The 18,840-nt window shown below is 67.4% G+C and carries 13 protein-coding genes, 3 rRNA genes and 1 riboswitch; of the genes, 14 read left to right on the forward strand and 2 right to left on the reverse strand.

Going from position 1 to position 18,840, the window contains the following annotated elements:
* From B9S61_RS19205 to B9S61_RS19265, 13 genes are all read left to right on the forward strand, one after another.
* Window positions 1–615: ribosomal RNA gene (locus B9S61_RS19205) — 16S ribosomal RNA — on the forward strand; the annotation flags it as partial.
* Between the two features lie 312 nt (window positions 616–927).
* A 23S ribosomal RNA gene (locus B9S61_RS19210) occupies window positions 928–4,053 on the forward strand.
* Window positions 4,054–4,142: 89 nt separating this feature from the next.
* Window positions 4,143–4,259 (forward strand): 5S ribosomal RNA (rrf, locus tag B9S61_RS19215).
* Between the two features lie 109 nt (window positions 4,260–4,368).
* A complete protein-coding gene (locus tag B9S61_RS19220) occupies window positions 4,369–4,986 on the forward strand; it encodes a CDP-alcohol phosphatidyltransferase family protein (RefSeq protein ID WP_103543374.1) in 618 nt (205 codons plus the stop codon).
* Window positions 4,987–5,092: 106 nt separating this feature from the next.
* Window positions 5,093–7,588 (forward strand): mannose-1-phosphate guanyltransferase, encoded by a 2,496-nt coding sequence (locus B9S61_RS19225; protein WP_103543375.1) that lies wholly within the window; start codon window positions 5,093–5,095, stop codon window positions 7,586–7,588.
* A gap of 191 nt (window positions 7,589–7,779) precedes the next feature.
* The gene (locus B9S61_RS19230) at window positions 7,780–8,616 is read left to right on the forward strand and encodes a DUF881 domain-containing protein (protein WP_258039742.1); all 837 of its coding nucleotides are present in this window, start codon (window positions 7,780–7,782) and stop codon (window positions 8,614–8,616) included.
* Complete coding sequence (locus tag B9S61_RS19235; protein WP_103543377.1) at window positions 8,613–8,945, forward strand: small basic family protein; 333 nt, start codon at window positions 8,613–8,615, stop codon at window positions 8,943–8,945. The genes B9S61_RS19230 and B9S61_RS19235 overlap by 4 nt, the downstream gene beginning before the upstream one ends.
* Before the next feature lie 5 nt (window positions 8,946–8,950).
* Window positions 8,951–9,835, forward strand: a complete 885-nt coding sequence (locus tag B9S61_RS19240) for a DUF881 domain-containing protein (protein WP_103543378.1) — start codon at window positions 8,951–8,953, stop codon at window positions 9,833–9,835.
* A gap of 61 nt (window positions 9,836–9,896) precedes the next feature.
* A complete protein-coding gene (locus B9S61_RS19245) occupies window positions 9,897–10,829 on the forward strand; it encodes an FHA domain-containing protein (RefSeq protein WP_181007437.1) in 933 nt (310 codons plus the stop codon).
* A 38-nt stretch (window positions 10,830–10,867) separates the two neighbouring features.
* Window positions 10,868–11,608, forward strand: a complete 741-nt coding sequence (locus B9S61_RS19250) for a MerR family transcriptional regulator (protein ID WP_103543380.1) — start codon at window positions 10,868–10,870, stop codon at window positions 11,606–11,608.
* An 82-nt stretch (window positions 11,609–11,690) separates the two neighbouring features.
* Window positions 11,691–12,164: a bifunctional nuclease family protein gene (locus B9S61_RS19255; protein ID WP_030833746.1), complete on the forward strand. Its 474-nt coding sequence runs from the start codon at window positions 11,691–11,693 to the stop codon at window positions 12,162–12,164.
* Window positions 12,165–12,360: 196 nt separating this feature from the next.
* Window positions 12,361–13,041, forward strand: coding sequence for a MerR family transcriptional regulator (locus tag B9S61_RS19260; RefSeq protein WP_103543381.1), 681 nt, complete (start codon window positions 12,361–12,363; stop codon window positions 13,039–13,041).
* A gap of 128 nt (window positions 13,042–13,169) precedes the next feature.
* Window positions 13,170–14,561: a DNA polymerase IV gene (locus tag B9S61_RS19265; RefSeq protein WP_103543382.1), complete on the forward strand. Its 1,392-nt coding sequence runs from the start codon at window positions 13,170–13,172 to the stop codon at window positions 14,559–14,561.
* 10 nt (window positions 14,562–14,571) lie between these two features.
* On the opposite strand, the gene B9S61_RS19270 is transcribed toward B9S61_RS19265, so the two are convergent.
* Window positions 14,572–14,946, reverse strand: coding sequence for a PRC-barrel domain-containing protein (locus tag B9S61_RS19270; protein WP_103543383.1), 375 nt, complete (start codon window positions 14,944–14,946; stop codon window positions 14,572–14,574).
* A gap of 113 nt (window positions 14,947–15,059) precedes the next feature.
* Window positions 15,060–15,155: riboswitch (glycine riboswitch) on the forward strand.
* Window positions 15,156–15,329: 174 nt separating this feature from the next.
* Here B9S61_RS19270 and gcvP point away from each other — a divergent pair.
* Window positions 15,330–18,215 (forward strand): aminomethyl-transferring glycine dehydrogenase, encoded by a 2,886-nt coding sequence (gene gcvP / locus B9S61_RS19275; protein ID WP_103543384.1) that lies wholly within the window; start codon window positions 15,330–15,332, stop codon window positions 18,213–18,215.
* Between the two features lie 76 nt (window positions 18,216–18,291).
* On the opposite strand, the gene B9S61_RS19280 is transcribed toward gcvP, so the two are convergent.
* Window positions 18,292–18,840 (reverse strand): TOBE domain-containing protein (locus tag B9S61_RS19280; RefSeq protein WP_181007438.1); only part of this gene is annotated, 549 nt, incomplete at its 5' end.

The following is an 18,840-nucleotide window of genomic DNA, read 5'->3' on the forward strand; positions in this document are numbered from 1 at the left end:
AGCGGCGGAGCATGTGGCTTAATTCGACGCAACGCGAAGAACCTTACCAAGGCTTGACATACACCGGAAAGCATTAGAGATAGTGCCCCCCTTGTGGTCGGTGTACAGGTGGTGCATGGCTGTCGTCAGCTCGTGTCGTGAGATGTTGGGTTAAGTCCCGCAACGAGCGCAACCCTTGTCCCGTGTTGCCAGCAAGCCCTTCGGGGTGTTGGGGACTCACGGGAGACCGCCGGGGTCAACTCGGAGGAAGGTGGGGACGACGTCAAGTCATCATGCCCCTTATGTCTTGGGCTGCACACGTGCTACAATGGCCGGTACAATGAGCTGCGATACCGCGAGGTGGAGCGAATCTCAAAAAGCCGGTCTCAGTTCGGATTGGGGTCTGCAACTCGACCCCATGAAGTCGGAGTCGCTAGTAATCGCAGATCAGCATTGCTGCGGTGAATACGTTCCCGGGCCTTGTACACACCGCCCGTCACGTCACGAAAGTCGGTAACACCCGAAGCCGGTGGCCCAACCCCTTGTGGGAGGGAGCTGTCGAAGGTGGGACTGGCGATTGGGACGAAGTCGTAACAAGGTAGCCGTACCGGAAGGTGCGGCTGGATCACCTCCTTTCTAAGGAGCACTTCTAGGCTGCTTCGGCAGTCCAGGGGCCAGTTCATCGGCGAACGTCCGGTGCTGGTTGCTCATGGGTGGAACGTTGACTATTCGGTCCTGTTTCTCGGGCCGGTGGCTGCAAGTACTGCTCTTCGGAGCGTGGAACGCACGATCACCGGACGGGGCGGGGCCGGGCACGCTGTTGGGTGTCTGAAGGTACGGCCGCAAGGTCTGTCTTCAGTCGCCGGCCCCAGTGAACTTGCCTGTGAGGGCAGGGTGATGGGTGGTTGGTCGTTGTTTGAGAACTGCACAGTGGACGCGAGCATCTGTGGCCAAGTTTTTAAGGGCGCACGGTGGATGCCTTGGCACCAGGAACCGATGAAGGACGTGGGAGGCCACGATAGTCCCCGGGGAGCCGTCAACCAGGCTTTGATCCGGGGGTTTCCGAATGGGGAAACCCGGCAGTCGTCATGGGCTGTCACCCTTGCCTGAACACATAGGGCAAGTGGAGGGAACGCGGGGAAGTGAAACATCTCAGTACCCGCAGGAAGAGAAAACAACCGTGATTCCGGGAGTAGTGGCGAGCGAAACCGGATGAGGCCAAACCGTATGCGTGTGAGACCCGGCAGGGGTTGCGCATACGGGGTTGTGGGATCTCTCTTGACCAGTCTGCCGGCTGGTCGACGAGTCAGAAACCGTTGATGTAGGCGAAGGACATGCGAAAGGTCCGGCGTAGAGGGTAAGACCCCCGTAGTCGAAACATCAGCGGCTCGTTTGAGAGACACCCAAGTAGCACGGGGCCCGAGAAATCCCGTGTGAATCTGGCGGGACCACCCGCTAAGCCTAAATATTCCCTGGTGACCGATAGCGGATAGTACCGTGAGGGAATGGTGAAAAGTACCGCGGGAGCGGAGTGAAATAGTACCTGAAACCGTGTGCCTACAAGCCGTGGGAGCGTCGCGTTGAGTGCTTGCACTCAACGTCGTGACTGCGTGCCTTTTGAAGAATGAGCCTGCGAGTTTGCGGTGTGTTGCGAGGTTAACCCGAGTGGGGAAGCCGTAGCGAAAGCGAGTCCTAATAGGGCGTTTCAGTAGCACGCTCAAGACCCGAAGCGGAGTGATCTAGCCATGGGCAGGTTGAAGCGGAGGTAAGACTTCGTGGAGGACCGAACCCACCAGGGTTGAAAACCTGGGGGATGACCTGTGGTTAGGGGTGAAAGGCCAATCAAACTCCGTGATAGCTGGTTCTCCCCGAAATGCATTTAGGTGCAGCGTCGTGTGTTTCTTGCCGGAGGTAGAGCACTGGATAGGCGATGGGCCCTACCGGGTTACTGACCTTAGCCAAACTCCGAATGCCGGTAAGTGAGAGCGCGGCAGTGAGACTGTGGGGGATAAGCTCCATGGTCGAGAGGGAAACAGCCCAGAGCATCGACTAAGGCCCCTAAGCGTACGCTAAGTGGGAAAGGATGTGGAGTCGCACAGACAACCAGGAGGTTGGCTTAGAAGCAGCCACCCTTGAAAGAGTGCGTAATAGCTCACTGGTCTAGTGATTCCGCGCCGACAATGTAGCGGGGCTCAAGCGTACCGCCGAAGTCGTGTCATTGCAGCATATACGGCCAACGCCGGCTGTGATGGGTAGGGGAGCGTCGTGTGCCGGGTGAAGCAGCCGCGGAAGCGAGTTGTGGACGGTTCACGAGTGAGAATGCAGGCATGAGTAGCGATACAAACGTGAGAAACGTTTGCGCCGATTGACTAAGGGTTCCTGGGTCAAGCTGATCTGCCCAGGGTAAGTCGGGACCTAAGGCGAGGCCGACAGGCGTAGTCGATGGATAACCGGTTGATATTCCGGTACCCGCTGTGAAGCGTCAAACATCGAATCCAGTGATGCTAAGCCCGTGAAGCCGCCGGCTGAGTCTTCGGACGAGGTCGGAGTGGTGGAGCCGGTGACCCGAGCTGGTAGTAGGTGAGTGATGGGGTGACGCAGGAAGGTAGTCCATCCCGGGCGGTGGTTGTCCCGGGGTAAGGGTGTAGGCCGGACGGTAGGTAAATCCGCCGTTCATTAAGGCTGAGACCTGATGCCGAGCCGATTGTGGTGAAGTGGATGATCCTATGCTGTCGAGAAAAGCCTCTAGCGAGTTTTATGGCGGCCCGTACCCTAAACCGACTCAGGTGGTCAGGTAGAGAATACCGAGGCGTTCGGGTGAACTATGGTTAAGGAACTCGGCAAAATGCCCCCGTAACTTCGGGAGAAGGGGGGCCATCACTGGTGAGAGGACTTGCTCCTCGAGCTGGGGGTGGCCGCAGAGACCAGCGAGAAGCGACTGTTTACTAAAAACACAGGTCCGTGCGAAGCCGTAAGGCGATGTATACGGACTGACGCCTGCCCGGTGCTGGAACGTTAAGGGGACCGGTTAGTCACTCTTCGGGGTGGCGAAGCTGAGAACTTAAGCGCCAGTAAACGGCGGTGGTAACTATAACCATCCTAAGGTAGCGAAATTCCTTGTCGGGTAAGTTCCGACCTGCACGAATGGCGTAACGACTTCTCGACTGTCTCAACCATAGGCCCGGTGAAATTGCACTACGAGTAAAGATGCTCGTTTCGCGCAGCAGGACGGAAAGACCCCGGGACCTTTACTACAGTTTGATATTGGTGTTCGGTTCGGCTTGTGTAGGATAGCTGGGAGACTGTGAACTCTGGACGCCAGTTCAGGGGGAGTCGTCGTTGAAATACCAGTCTGGTCGTGCTGGATGTCTAACCTGGGTCCGTGATCCGGATCAGGGACAGTGTCTGATGGGTAGTTTAACTGGGGCGGTTGCCTCCTAAAGAGTAACGGAGGCGCCCAAAGGTTCCCTCAGCCTGGTTGGTAATCAGGTGTTGAGTGTAAGTGCACAAGGGAGCTTGACTGTGAGACCGACGGGTCGAGCAGGGACGAAAGTCGGGACTAGTGATCCGGCGGTGGCTTGTGGAAGCGCCGTCGCTCAACGGATAAAAGGTACCCCGGGGATAACAGGCTGATCTTCCCCAAGAGTCCATATCGACGGGATGGTTTGGCACCTCGATGTCGGCTCGTCGCATCCTGGGGCTGGAGTCGGTCCCAAGGGTTGGGCTGTTCGCCCATTAAAGCGGTACGCGAGCTGGGTTTAGAACGTCGTGAGACAGTTCGGTCCCTATCCGCTGTGCGCGTAGGAGTCTTGAGAAGGGCTGTCCCTAGTACGAGAGGACCGGGACGGACGAACCTCTGGTGTGCCAGTTGTCCTGCCAAGGGCATGGCTGGTTGGCTACGTTCGGGAGGGATAACCGCTGAAAGCATCTAAGCGGGAAGCCTGCTTCGAGATGAGGACTCCCACCTCCTAGAGAGGGTAAGGCTCCCAGTAGACGACTGGGTTGATAGGCCGGATATGGAAGCACCGTAAGGTGTGGAGTTGACCGGTACTAATAGGCCGAGGGCTTGTCCTCAGTTGCTCGCGTCCACTGTGTTGGTTCTGAAACCACGAACAGCCCCATGCCCGGTCACGGTGTGGTGCGTTTGAACGGTTTCATAGTGTTTCGGTGGTCATAGCGTAGGGGGAACGCCCGGTTACATTCCGAACCCGGAAGCTAAGCCTTACAGCGCCGATGGTACTGCAGGGGGGACCCTGTGGGAGAGTAGGACGCCGCCGAACTCCTTTTAGAGCTCTGGCTCTTGGGCATACCGCCCGAGGGTCAGAGCTTTTTTGCGTTGAGGTAGGGTCGGGGAGCACCGTCGACACATTTCCCACAGGAGGATCCCGGGTGGAGGTCCAGGAGACGCGGGTGCAGACAGACCGCGTCCTCACCATCCCGAACATGCTCAGCATGGCACGGCTCGTTGGCGTGCCCCTTTTCCTGTGGCTCATCCTCAGGCCGGAGTTCGGGGGTCCGAAGAGCGACGGGTGGGCGCTCCTGGTGCTGGCCTTCAGCGGAGTCAGCGACTACCTGGACGGCAAGCTCGCACGGCGATGGAACCAGGTCAGCAGTCTCGGCCGGCTGCTCGATCCGGCCGCCGACCGCCTCTACATCCTCTCCACCCTCGTCGGTCTCACCTGGCGCGAGATCCTGCCGCTCTGGCTGACCGCCATACTGCTGGCCCGTGAGCTCGTTCTCCTGGTGATGGTAGGCATCCTTCGCCGGCACGGCTATCCGCCGCCGCAGGTGAACTTCCTGGGGAAGGCCGCCACCTTCAACCTGATGTACGCGTTCCCACTGCTCCTGCTCAGTGACGGAACTGGCTGGATCTCGTCACTCGCCGCTATTTTCGGCTGGGCGTTCGCCGGATGGGGTACAACCCTGTATTGGTGGGCAGGAGTGCTTTACGTGGTCCAAGTCCGCCGTCTGGTTCGTGCGGACGCTGTGGCCGATAGAGCTCGCTGATTCGTACGTGCATCGTGGCGCGAGGGCCCGTACCGTAAGAGTGCCGGCCGATCCTGGCGAGTGAAGTCGGTCAGACCGTCGTCTCTTCGAGGAGGACGCTTCCGACATGAAGGCCGTCGTGATGGCCGGAGGCGAAGGCACCCGCCTTCGCCCCATGACCTCAAGCATGCCCAAGCCGCTCCTGCCGGTGGCCAACCGGCCGATCATGGAGCATGTTCTGCGGCTGCTCAAAAGGCATGGGCTCAACGAAACCGTTGTGACTGTCCAGTTCCTTGCGTCGCTCGTCAAGAACTACTTCGGTGACGGCGAAGAGCTCGGAATGGAGCTCACCTATGCCAACGAGGAGAAGCCCCTCGGTACCGCCGGGAGCGTCAAGAACGCGGAGGAGGCGCTGAAGGACGACGCCTTTCTCGTCATCTCCGGCGATGCCCTCACCGACTTCGATCTCACCGAGCTGATCAATTTCCACAAGGAAAAGGGCGCCCTGGTCACGGTCTGCCTGACCCGCGTACCCAATCCGCTGGAATTCGGCATCACCATCGTGGACGAGGAAGGCAAGGTCGAGCGCTTCCTCGAGAAGCCGACCTGGGGACAGGTCTTCTCCGACACGGTGAACACCGGCATCTACGTCATGGAGCCAGAGGTCTTCGACTACGTCGAGGCCGACGTCCCCGTCGACTGGTCCGGTGACGTCTTCCCGCAGCTGATGAAGGAGGGCAAGCCCGTCTACGGCTATGTCGCCGAGGGCTACTGGGAGGACGTCGGCACACACGAGAGCTATGTGAAGGCGCAGGCCGACGTCCTGGAGGGCAAGGTCGACGTCGACATCGACGGCTTCGAGATCTCCCCCGGAGTGTGGGTCGCCGAGGGCGCCGAGGTGCACCCCGACGCCGTCCTGCGCGGGCCGCTGTACATCGGCGACTACGCCAAGGTCGAATCCGGCGCGGAGATTCGCGAGCACACCGTCGTCGGGTCCAACGTCGTGGTGAAGAGCGGCGCCTTCCTGCACAAGGCCGTCGTGCACGACAACGTGTACGTCGGTCCGCACAGCAACCTGCGGGGCTGTGTCGTCGGCAAGAACACCGACATCATGCGGGCCGCGCGGATCGAGGACGGCGCCGTCATCGGAGACGAGTGCCTGATCGGTGAAGAATCGATCGTCCAGGGCAATGTGCGGGTCTACCCGTTCAAGACCATCGAGGCCGGTGCGTTCGTCAACACCTCGGTCATCTGGGAGTCCAGGGGCCAGGCCCATCTCTTCGGGGCCCGGGGAGTGTCCGGGATCCTGAACGTCGAGATCACCCCGGAACTCGCGGTCCGGCTGGCCGGCGCCTACGCGACGACGCTCAAGAAGGGCTCGACCGTCACCACGGCCCGCGACCACTCCCGGGGCGCCCGTGCGCTGAAGCGGGCGGTCATCTCCGCGCTGCAGACCAGCGCCATCGACGTACGGGACCTGGAGAACGTGCCGCTGCCCGTGGCGCGGCAGCAGACCGCACGGGGCAGCGCGGGCGGCATCATGATCCGGACCACCCCCGGAGTGCCGGACTCCGTCGACATCATGTTCTTCGACGGGCAGGGCGCCGACCTCTCGCAGGGCAGCCAGCGGAAGCTGGACCGCGTCTTCGCGCGGCAGGAGTACCGGCGTGCCTTCCCCGGGGAGATCGGGGACCTGCACTTCCCGGCGAGCGTCTTCGACTCGTACACGGGGTCGCTGCTGCGCAACGTCGACATCACCGGGATCGCGGAATCCGGGCTCAAGGTGGTCGTGGACGCGTCCAACGGCAGCGCCGGGCTGGTGCTGCCGAGCCTGCTCGGCAAGCTGGGTGTCGACTCGCTGACCATCAACCCCGGGCTCGACGAGTCCAGGCCGACCGAGACGGCCGACATCCGGCGCTCGGGCCTGGTCCGGCTCGGCGAGATCGTCGCGTCCTCGGGAGCGGCTTTCGGCGTACGGTTCGATCCCGTCGGCGAGCGGCTGTCCCTGGTCGACGAGAAGGGGCGGATCGTCGAGGACGACCGGGCGCTGCTCGTGATGCTCGACCTCATCGCCTCCGAGCGGCGCAGTGGCCGGGTCGCGCTGCCGGTGACCACCACGAGGATCGCCGAGCAGGTGGCGGCGTATCACGGCACGCAGGTCGAGTGGACGACCACCTCGCCCGACGACCTCACGCGTGTCGGCGGAGAAGAGGGGACCATCTTCGGCGGTGACGGCAAGGGCGGCTTCATCGTCCCGGAGTTCAGCAGTGTCTACGACGGGACGGCGGCGTTCGTACGGCTCATCGGGCTGGTCGCCCGCACCCAGCTCACGCTCAGCCAGATCGACGCGCGCATTCCGCGGGCGCACGTGCTGAAGCGGGATCTGGCGACCCCGTGGGCGGTCAAGGGCCTGGTGATGCGGCGGGTCGTCGAGGCGGCCGGAGACCGCTCCGTGGACACCACGGACGGTGTGCGCGTGGTGGAGGCCGACGGCCGCTGGGTGATGGTGCTGCCCGACCCGGCCGAGGCGGTCACCCATCTGTGGGCCGAGGGCCCCGACGACGCCTCCGCACAGGCCCTCCTCGACGAGTGGTCGGCGGTCGTGGACAGCGCGGGAAGGTAGGCCGACAGCAGCCCGGAGACAGACCGGGCGGCAGCGGGTGTGCGTGCCGGACAGTGCCCCCACGGGGCCTGTCCGGCACGTCGGCAGGGCCGTTTCGGAGGTAGTGGCCGCGTCGTGCGACGATGTGCGGCATGCCGCAGCCACCCCCCGTTCGGAGCACACCCGCGCGGCCCGCGCGCCCGGACGCCTCCATGTCGTTGATCACCAACGTCATGGACCACAGCCTCGACGACGGCTATGCCGAGGCCGCCGCTCGGAAGAAGTCCGACGGGGACGGCGGCATGCCGAAGACCCTCCGGGCGAAACTCGGTCTCGCCGGCGGACTCGTGCTGGCCGCGCTGATCGTCACGGTCGGTGCCGCGCAGGCCCGCGTCGAGGCTCCCGTCGTCGCCAAGGAGCGCGAGGAGCTGATCGACCGCATCGATCAGGAGACCGACGCCGCGGACAGGCTCGAGAACTCCGTCGACGAGTTGCGCGCGGACGTGAGCGCACGGCAGCGCGAAGCGCTCCGGGACAGCGGTGAAGGCGACCGGTCCACGCTGGTGGGCATCCTGTCCGGCGCCACCGCGGTCCACGGTCCCGGCCTGCGACTGGTGGTGGACGACGCCGAGGACGCCGGCGGGGGCGGCGACGGCGATGCCCGGTCCGCCTCCGGGTTCTCCGACACCGGGCGGGTCCGCGACCGCGACATGCAGCGCGTGGTCAACGGTCTGTGGGAGTCCGGTGCCGAGGCCGTCTCCATCAACGGCCAGCGACTGACCGCCCTGTCGGCGATCAGGGCCGCGGGAGACGCGATACTGGTCGACAACAAACCGCTGGTGCCGCCGTACACGGTGCTCGCGGTGGGGGACGGCGGGCCGATGAGCGACCGGTTCCAGAACAGCGCGGACGGCTTGTATCTGCATGCCCTGCAGGAGAACTACGGCATCCGGACGGCCATCTCCACGGAGGACGACGTCCGGCTGCCCGCCGCACCGACCGTGATCGTACGTACCGCACAGCCGATAACCGAGAAGGGCACATCGTGATCGCCGTACTGGGCCTCGTCGTGGGAGTCTTGGCCGGACTGCTGGTCCGGCCCGAGGTTCCGGCGGTCGTCGAGCCGTATCTGCCGATCGCCGTCGTCGCGGCGCTCGACGCCGTGTTCGGAGGGCTCCGTGCCATGCTCGACGGGATCTTCGACGACAAGGTCTTCGTGGTCTCGTTCCTGTCGAACGTCGTCGTCGCCGCGCTGATCGTGTTCCTCGGTGACGAGCTCGGCGTGGGCGCCCAGCTGTCCACCGGAGTCGTGGTCGTCCTCGGCATCCGCATCTTCTCCAACGCCGCGGCGATCCGCCGCCACGTGTTCCGGGCGTGAGGCCGATGAACGAGCACGAGCACGACGCGTCCACCCGCCCGGCGGTGTCCCGGCCCAGGACCGCTCCCGAGGACCCGCCCCCTGCCGGTCTGCGCAGGGAGCTGCCCGCGGAGGTACCCGCGGCCGCGCGGGAGGACGTTCCGCAGGAGGAGCCTGCCGGGCCCGTGCTGACCGGGCGGCAGCGGCTGGTGCAGGGGCTGTGGCCGCCGCGGCTGACCCGGGCCCAACTCATCGTCGCCATGCTGCTGTTCGGGCTCGGCTTCGGTTTGGCCGTCCAGGTGGCCTCCCACGGCGAGGGCGACAGCGCGCTGCGCGGGGCCCGGCAGGAAGATCTCGTGCGCATCCTCGATGAACTCGATGACCGCACGGAACGTCTTGAAGACGAGAAGCGGGGTCTGGAGAAGCAGCGCGACGAGCTGGAGAACAGCTCCGACCAGGCCGAGGAGGCACGGAAGCAGACGATCGAGAAGGAACGGCAACTCGGTGTCCTTGCGGGCACCGTGGCCGCGCAGGGACCCGGCATCACGATGGCCATCGAGGACACGAACGGAACGGTCGAGGCGAACATGCTGCTGGACGCCATCCAGGAACTGCGCGCGGCCGGTGCCGAGGCGATCCAGGTGAACGGTGTGCGGGTGGTCGCGGGCACCTATCTGACGGATTCCGGCAACGGTGTCGATGTGGACGGGAACAAGATCACCGCACCGTATCGTTTCAAGGTCATCGGCAAACCGCAGGACCTCGAACCGGCGCTCCACATCCCCGGAGGCGTGGTGCAGACTCTCGAGAAGGAACAGGCCACCGTTACCGTGGAGCGGTCCACCAAGATCGTTGTGGATGCCTTGCGGGCTGCGGAGCGGCCTGACTACGCTCGGTCGTCCTCCCGGTGAACCGGGGGTGCATGGGGCCCGTCCGGCGAGGGCATGAGGTTGCGGGGGGTCGGCGCACCGAATGGGTGGTGCGTGGTGGAAACTGTCTGGCGGAGGCGGACGTTGTGAAGATGTCCGGGTCGGCCAATGTGTTCAGTCAGGGTTCGTCCTGCCCCACGGGCGGGTCTGTTTCGGTCAAGGGGAATCGCCCGTGAAGTTGTTTGGGAAGTTGTTCGGCAAGAGCGCGCGGCGAGGGGACGGCGACAACGCGACCGCTCGCCATCGCGCACAGCCTGACGCGGAAGGTCAGCGTCCGCTGTTCCGGGACCAGGTGGGTCAGGGCGCGCCGTCCGTTGACCCCGCACAGCCGGGCGGCATAGGTTTCGGGCAACCGTCGACCTCAGGTACGGGTGGTGGGTACTCCGACCCGTACGCGTCCCAAGCCCCAGGCGGGCAGCCGCGGCAGGAGGATCCGTCCATGTCGGCCCTGGTGTGTACGAGGTGCGGTAACCGCAACGCGGAGAACAGCCGCTTCTGCTCCAACTGCGGTGCGCCGCTGAAGCCCGGAGTGGCACCGGAGCGCCCCTCCGAGACGACGTCCACGATCTCGATCTCCGGTCTCGAGGCCTACGACGCCGAGGTCACCGGCCAGACGGCGATGCCGACGCTCTCTCCCGAGGCGCAGGCGGCCGTCGACGCGCTTCCGGTGGGGTCGGCGCTCCTGGTCGTGCGCCGCGGGCCGAACTCGGGCAGCCGTTTCCTGCTGGACGGCGACCTGACCACGGCCGGGCGTCACCCGCAGAGCGACATCTTCCTGGACGACGTCACGGTCTCCCGCCGGCACGTGGAGTTCCGCAGGGGCCCGGACGGATCGTTCACGGTGGCCGACGTCGGCAGCCTGAACGGCACGTACGTCAACCGGGAGCGCATCGACCAGATCGCCGTGTCCAACGGTGACGAGGTGCAGATCGGCAAGTACCGGCTGGTCTTCTACGCGAGCCAGCGGGGCTACTGACGGCCCCGGTTCCGGCCGGAGGACCCCAGGGAAGGTCCATGCTTCAGACACCGAGCGGCGGTGCCGGCAACGGCGCCGCCGCCGCTGACACCGGACCGATGAGCATCGGCGCGGTGCTGAGCGTGCTGCGTGAGGAGTTCCCCGAGGTCACCATCTCCAAGATCCGCTTCCTGGAGTCGGAGGGGCTGATCGAGCCGCAGCGGACGCCCTCCGGATACCGCAAGTTCAGCGTGGGGGACGTCGAGCGCCTCGGCCATGTGCTGAGGATGCAGCGGGACCACTACCTGCCGCTCAAGGTGATCCGGGAGCACCTGGCGGCCATGGAGCGTGGCGAGGCGGTCCAGCTGCCGGTGCTGAGCCGCCCGGGTGACGGTGAGGCCGCTCGCGAGACCGCCGCCGACGCCCCCGCGCCGGCCCGTATCGGGCGGCGTCAGCTGCTCGCCGCCGCCGGCGTCGGTGAACGAGAGCTCGCCGAGTGGGAGTCGTACGGTCTGCTCACCCAGGTGGAGGACGGGGTGTACGACGCCGAGGCGGTGACCCTCGCAGGGCTCATCACCGAGCTGGGGCGGTTCGGGATCGAGCCACGTCATCTCAGGGTGATGAAGGCCGCCGCCGACCGCGAGGCGGGCCTGGTGGACCAGGTCGTCGCCCCGCTGCGGCGCCACCGGAACCCGCAGACCCGGGCACACGCGGAGGCCCGCACCAAGGAGCTGGCCGGTCTCGCGGTGAAGCTGCACGCGGCGCTGGTGCAGTCCGCGCTCGGGGTGCGGCTGTCCTGAGCGGCGGGCCCACGGGGTCGGATCGGCCACCTGATCCCTGCCCGACTACCCAAACGTCCCGGGCACGGCCTAGGGTTGCTGTGTGAACGAGCTCGATGTCGTAGGTGTCCGGGTCGAGATGCCCTCCAACCAACCGATCGTGCTGTTGCGTGAAGTGGGCGGCGACCGCTACCTCCCCATCTGGATCGGACCGGGGGAGGCGACGGCCATCGCCTTCGCCCAGCAGGGCATGGCACCGGCACGGCCGCTGACCCACGACCTGTTCAAGGACGTGCTGGAAGCCGTCGGACAGGAGCTCACGGAAGTGCGCATCACCGACCTGCGCGAGGGTGTCTTCTACGCGGAGCTGGTCTTCGCCAGCGGGGTAGAGGTGAGTGCCCGTCCCTCCGACGCCATAGCGCTGGCACTGCGCACGGGCACGCCGATCTACGGCAGCGACACGGTGCTCGACGACGCGGGGATCGCCATCCCGGACGAGCAGGAGGACGAGGTGGAGAAGTTCCGCGAGTTCCTCGACCAGATCTCGCCGGAGGACTTCGGAAGCAGCAACCAGTGAAGGTGGGCGAGCGCCGCCGTGCCGGCCGCCCCCGTCGGGGACCGCTGAGCGGGCATTCGGCCAGCCATTCCCGGGCGTGAGGCACGGTAAACCACTCTTAGGGTGATTATCACTCGGCGTGCCGAGTGTGGCGATCGTTGACGCACCCTTGGTGACTGCCTACCGTCGAGGAGGCAGGTCAAGGACGGAGGTCGGCGTGAGAAGCAGCGGCGACGGTACGGCTGGGGGTGCCCCGGGACGCGGTTTCGGGGTGGGTGGGCCGTATCCTCCCCAGGGCTCCCGGCTCCGCCCGGACGGGGGGTATCCCGTGCACGGCGGGGCGATCGATCACGCCTCGCAGCGGCCGGCGGCCGTGCCGGGTGGCGGAGGAGCGGCCATGGCGTCCGAGGAGGTCGGTTACCGGGGGCCGACGGCCTGCGCCGCGGCCGGTATCACCTACCGGCAGCTCGACTACTGGGCCCGCACGGGACTGGTCGAACCGAGTGTGCGACCGGCCCATGGATCGGGGACACAGCGGCTGTACGGCTTCCGCGACGTCGTCGTCCTGAAGATCGTCAAGCGGTTCCTGGACACCGGAGTGTCCTTGCAGAACATCCGCACCGCCGTACAGCATCTGCGCGAGCGCGGCTTCAGCGACCTGGAGCGCATGACGCTGATGAGCGACGGCGCCACGGTGTACGAGTGCACCTCGCCCGACGAGGTGCACGCCCTGCTCCAGGGCGGCCAGGGCGTCTTCGGTATCGCCGTGGGCGTGGTGTGGCGGGACGTCGAGAGCGCGCTGTCGCAGCTGCACGGGGAGCGCGTCGACACGGGGGAGACCCTGGTCGGACACAACCCGATGGACGAACTGGCGCGGCGGCGGAACCGGGCCGTCTGAGGCCGTCCTGGGGTGCCGGGACGGTGTGAGGCCGTCCGGGGGGGGGCGTGTGAGGCCGTCCTGGGGTGCCGGGCACTCCGCAGCCCTCCGAGGAGGGCATTGTCAGCGGTGTAGGGCAGCATCGGAGTGTGAGGTCCGCGCCCACCATCCTGCATCTCGACATGGATGCCTTCTTCGCCTCGGTGGAGCAGGCGTCCAAGCCGAGCCTGCGCGGGAAGGCCGTGGTGGTGGGCGGGCTGGGACCGCGTGGTGTGGTCGCCACCGCCTCGTACGAGGCCCGGGTCTTCGGAGTCCATTCGGCGATGCCCATGGCCCAGGCCCGGCGGCTCGCGCCGAACGCCGCGTATCTGGTGCCGAGGTTCGCCCTGTACCGGTCGATCAGCGATCAGGTGATGGGACTGCTGCGGTCCCTGTCCCCCCTGGTGGAACCGCTCAGTCTGGACGAGGCCTTCGTGGACCTGGAGGCCGGCGGCACCGCCTGGGACGAGCGGTCCGCCCGCCTGGCCGGGGCGAAGCTCCGCGCGGACATACGGGCGGCCACCGCGCTCACCGGATCGGTGGGGCTGGCCGCCTCCAAGATGCTGGCGAAGATCGCGTCGGAGCGGGCGAAGCCGGACGGACTGGTCCTGATCGAGCCCGGCACCGAGCGGGCGCTGCTGGGACCGCTCTCCGTCCGGACCCTGCCCGGTGTGGGCCCCGCGACCGGTGACCATCTGCGCCGGGCCGGGATACACACGGTCGAGGAGCTCGCGGAGGCGGGGGAGGACGAGCTCGTACGGCTGCTGGGCAAGGCCCACGGGCACGGGCTGTTCGCGATGGCGCTGGCGCGGGACGAGCGCCCCGTGGTGGCCGAGCGGGAGACGAAGTCGGTGTCGGTGGAGGACACGTACGACGTGGACATCCACGACCGCGTGCGGGTCGCCACGGAGGTCCGGCGGCTCGCCGAGCGGTGTGTGCGCAGGCTGCGGGGAGCGGGTCTGTCCGGGCGGACCATCGTGCTCAAGGTGCGGCGGTACGACTTCTCCACCCTCACCCGGTCCGAGACCCTGCGCGGACCCACGGACGATCCGGCGGTGGTGCGGGAGGCCGCGGCGCGGCTGCTGGACTCGGTCGACACCACGGGCGGTGTGCGGCTGCTCGGAGTGGGGGTCAGCGGACTGGCCGACTACACGCAGGAGGACCTGTTCGCGCAGGCGGCGGGCGTCGACGAGGAGGTGTCCGTCCCGGAGGAGCCCGAGGTCTTGTCCGCGACCGCGAGCCGGACGCCTCCCGAGCGCCGCTGGCCCGCGGGACACGACGTGCGGCACACCGCGCACGGTCACGGCTGGGTGCAGGGCAGCGGCCTGGGCCGGGTCACCGTGCGCTTCGAGACCCCCGGCTCGGCGCCGGGCCGGGTGAGGACCTTCCGCACCGACGACCCGGCCCTGGAACCGGCGGATCCGCTGCCGCTGGTGTCGCGGGGACCGGGGGAGGAGGGGGATGCGAGGGCCGGCGGCGGGGCGGTGGCGGAGAGCCGGTGAGCGGGGCGGATCAGACCTGCTTGTCCCGGCCCGCGAGGTCGCCGAAGTCGCGGTCCTGGAGGGGCGGGGGCGCGGCGATGTCCAGGCCGTAGTGGTGGTAGAGCTGGAGTTCCTGCTCGGGGGAGAGGTGGCGGCCCACGCCGAAGTCGGGTGCGTCCTTGATCAGGGTCCGTTCGAACGGCACGTGCAGGGTGCCGTCGATCAGTTCGCTGGGTTCCAGGGGGACGAAGGCGTCCCTGCTGAACAGGCCGGTGCGTATGGCCGCCCACTCCGGTACGCCGGTGGCGTCGTCGAGGTAGATTTCGTCGATCGTGCCGATCCGGGTTCCGTTGCGGTCGAACGCCTTGCGGCCGATCAGGTGGCGCGGATCGATGTCGGTCTGCACGGGCCCTCCACTGGTCGCACACTCATCCGTAAGCACTACAAAACGGCACATTCGGCGGTGCGGCCACTCGAAAACCCGATGGTGTGCTCGCTGGTACGCTGGCAAACGGCCGCTGACCCCGTGCGGGAGAGTCCTCCAGGCACCATCGGAGGCGCCGAAGGAGCAAATCCTCCCCGGAATCTCTCAGGCACACGTACCGCACGGACGAGGTCACTCTGGAAAGCAGGGCGGGTGTCGACGGCTTCCGCTCTCACCGACGGTGAAAACCGGACCGCCCCGGGCGTTCCGGTGAAGCTCTCAGGTTGAGATGACAGAGGGGGAGGCCGTCGGGGCACCTGCGCCGTGGTGCCCCTCGAAGGTCGTCGGACCAGGAGGCCTCCTCAATGACCGCCCCTCGCACTCCGCTCTCCGAGCTCGAACGGGGAATCCCCTTCGAGCAGCGTCACATCGGCCCCGACCACGAGGCCCGGGCCAAGATGCTCGCCCAGGTCGGTTACGGCTCGCTCGACGAGCTGACGGCCGCCGCCGTGCCCGACGTGATCAAGAACGCCGAAGCGCTGGATGTGCCGGACGCGCGGAGCGAGGCCGAGGTGCTGGCCGAGCTGCGTTCGCTGGCCGACCGCAACGAGGTGCTCGGCTCCATGATCGGGCTCGGCTACTACGGCACCTTCACCCCGCCCGTGATCCTGCGCAACGTGATGGAGAACCCCGCCTGGTACACGGCGTACACGCCGTACCAGCCGGAGATCTCCCAGGGCCGGCTCGAGGCGCTGCTGAACTTCCAGACCGTGGTCGCCGAGCTCACCGGTCTGCCGACCTCCGGTGCCTCCCTGCTCGACGAGGGCACCGCCGCCGCCGAGGCGGTGGCGCTGTCGCGGCGCATGGGCAGGAACAAGAAGGGCCTGTTCCTGGTCGACGCCGACGCCCTGCCGCAGACCATCGCGGTGATCGAGACGCGCGCCGAGCCGACCGGAGTCGAGGTCGTCGTCGCCGACCTGAGCGACGGCATCCCCGCCGCGCTCGCCGAGCGCGAGATCAACGGCGTACTGATCCAGTACCCGGGCGCCTCCGGTGCCGTACGCGACATCAAGCCGGTCATCGACCAGGCGCACGGGCTCGGCGCGCTCGTCACCGTCGCCGCCGACCTGCTCGCCCTCACCCTGCTGACGTCGCCCGGTGAGCTGGGCGCGGACATCGCGGTCGGCACCACCCAGCGCTTCGGTGTGCCGATGGGCTTCGGCGGACCGCACGCCGGTTACATGGCCGTGCAGGAGAAGATGGCGCGCAGCCTGCCAGGGCGGCTCGTCGGCGTCTCCGTCGACGCGGACGGGGACAAGGCCTACCGCCTCGCCCTGCAGACCCGTGAGCAGCACATCCGCCGTGAGAAGGCCACCAGCAACATCTGCACCGCGCAGGTGCTGCTCGCCGTCATGGCCGGCATGTACGCGGTCTACCACGGTCCCGAGGGTTTGCGGGTCATCGCCCGGCGCACGCACCGGTACGCCACCGTCCTCGCCGAGGGGCTGCGGGCCGGCGGAGCCGAGATCGTGCACCGGTCCTACTTCGACACGCTGACCGTGCGCGTCGCCGGGCGTGCCGCGGAGGTCGCCGCCGCCGCCCGTGACAACGGCGTCAACCTGCGTCTCGTCGACGCCGACCACGTCTCGGTCGCCTGCGACGAGACCACCACGCGGGCGCAGCTGACCGCCGTCTGGAGCGCGTTCGGCGTCGAGGCGGACATCGCGGCCCTGGACGCGGCGGCGCCGGACACGCTGCCGGACGCCCTGCTGCGCAACGACGAGTACCTGACGCACCCCGTCTTCCAGCAGCACCGCTCCGAGACCGCGATGCTGCGCTACCTGCGCCGCCTCGCCGACCGCGACTACGCGCTGGACCGCGGCATGATCCCGCTGGGCTCCTGCACCATGAAGCTCAACGCGACCACCGAGATGGAGCCGGTCACCTGGCCCGAGTTCGGTCAGCTGCACCCCTTCGTGCCCGCCGGGCAGGCCCAGGGCTATCTCACGCTCATCCGCGAGCTGGAGGAGCGCCTGGCCGAGGTCACCGGTTACGACAAGGTGTCCCTCCAGCCCAACGCCGGCTCCCAGGGCGAGCTGGCCGGACTGCTCGCCGTACGCGGCTACCACCGGGCCAACGGCGACGAGCAGCGCACCATCTGCCTGATCCCGTCCTCCGCGCACGGCACCAACGCGGCGAGCGCCGTGATGGCCGGCATGGAGGTCGTCGTCGTCAGGACGTCCGAGGACGGCGAGGTCGACGTCGACGACCTGCGGGCGAAGATCGCGCAGTACCGCGAGCAGCTGGCGGTGCTGATGATCACGTACCCGTCGACGCACGGGGTGTTCGAGGAGCATGTCGCCGACATCTGCGCCGAGGTGCACGAGGCGGGCGGTCAGGTCTACGTCGACGGCGCCAACCTCAACGCCCTGGTGGGGCTGGCCAAGCCCGGCCACTTCGGCGGCGACGTCTCGCACCTGAATCTGCACAAGACCTTCTGCATCCCGCACGGCGGTGGCGGCCCCGGCGTCGGGCCGGTCGGCGTCCGGGCGCACCTCGCGCCGTACCTGCCGAACCACCCGCTCCAGCCGGAGGCCGGGCCGGAGACCGGCGTCGGCCCCGTCTCGGCGGCCCCGTGGGGGTCGGCGGGCATCCTGCCCATCTCCTGGGCGTACGTCCGGCTCATGGGCGGTGAGGGCCTCAAGCGGGCCACGCAGGTGGCCGTGCTCAGCGCCAACTACATCGCCAAGCGCCTCGAGCCGCACTACCCGGTGCTCTACACCGGCCCCGGCGGGCTGGTCGCGCACGAGTGCATCATCGATCTGCGCCCGCTGACCAGGGCGACCGGCGTCAGCGTGGACGACGTGGCCAAGCGGCTGATCGACTACGGCTTCCACGCGCCGACGATGTCCTTCCCGGTGGCCGGCACGCTGATGATCGAGCCCACCGAGTCCGAGGACCTGGCCGAACTCGACCGGTTCTGCGAGACGATGATCGCGATCCGCGCGGAGATCGAGAAGGTCGGCTCCGGCGAGTGGCCCGCGGACGACAACCCGCTCCGCAACGCCCCGCACACCGCCGCCGCCCTCGGCGGGGAGTGGGACCACGCGTACACCCGGGAGGAGGCCGTCTTCCCGGCCGGCGTGAGCGCCGCCGACAAGTACTGGCCGCCGGTGCGCCGCGTCGACCAGGCCTACGGCGACCGGAACCTGGTCTGCTCCTGCCCGCCGCTGGACGCGTACGAGGACTGACACCCCGGCGAAGGGGCCCGCTCCGGCGCCGGAGCCCTTCGCCGCGCCTCGCGTCCCCGCCGTCGTACGCGCGCGCCTACGCCGGGTACGCGTGTGTCTGTGCCGCCTTGACCGCGGCCCAGACCGGCGCGCCCGGACGGAGATCGAGTTCGGCGGCCGCGACGGTGGTGAGGTCTGCGGCCAGCGACAGCTCACCGGTGAGCTCCGCGCGGATCTGGTCGCCGTGGGTCTCCAGCCCGGCGACCGCGCAGTGCCAGAGGTTGCGGGCGCTGGAGCCGGTGGGCCGGTCCCGGTACAGGGTCACCGCGCCGGGCGGGAACGCCACGAAGGCGGGCCCGGAGAGGTCTTCCGTGGTGCTGACGGCGGGCCCCGCGTCGAGCCGCACCGTGTGGCCCTCGGCCTGCCCGCGGTACAGGTTGAGGCCGACCAACTGAGCGATGTACTCGGTGCGCGGGTGCCGGGCGATGTCGGACGGCGTGCCCTCCTGCACGATCCGGCCGTCCTCGACGACCACGAGACGGCCGGCGAGCACCATGGCGTCCAGCGGGTCGTGGGTGACCAGGACCGCGACGGCCTCGAAGTCGGCCAGATGGCGGCGGAGCCGGGCGCGCACCTCGAGCCGGGT

The sequence above is a fragment of the Streptomyces sp. SM1 genome, assembly GCF_002910825.1.
GTDB lineage: Bacteria > Actinomycetota > Actinomycetes > Streptomycetales > Streptomycetaceae > Streptomyces > Streptomyces okerensis.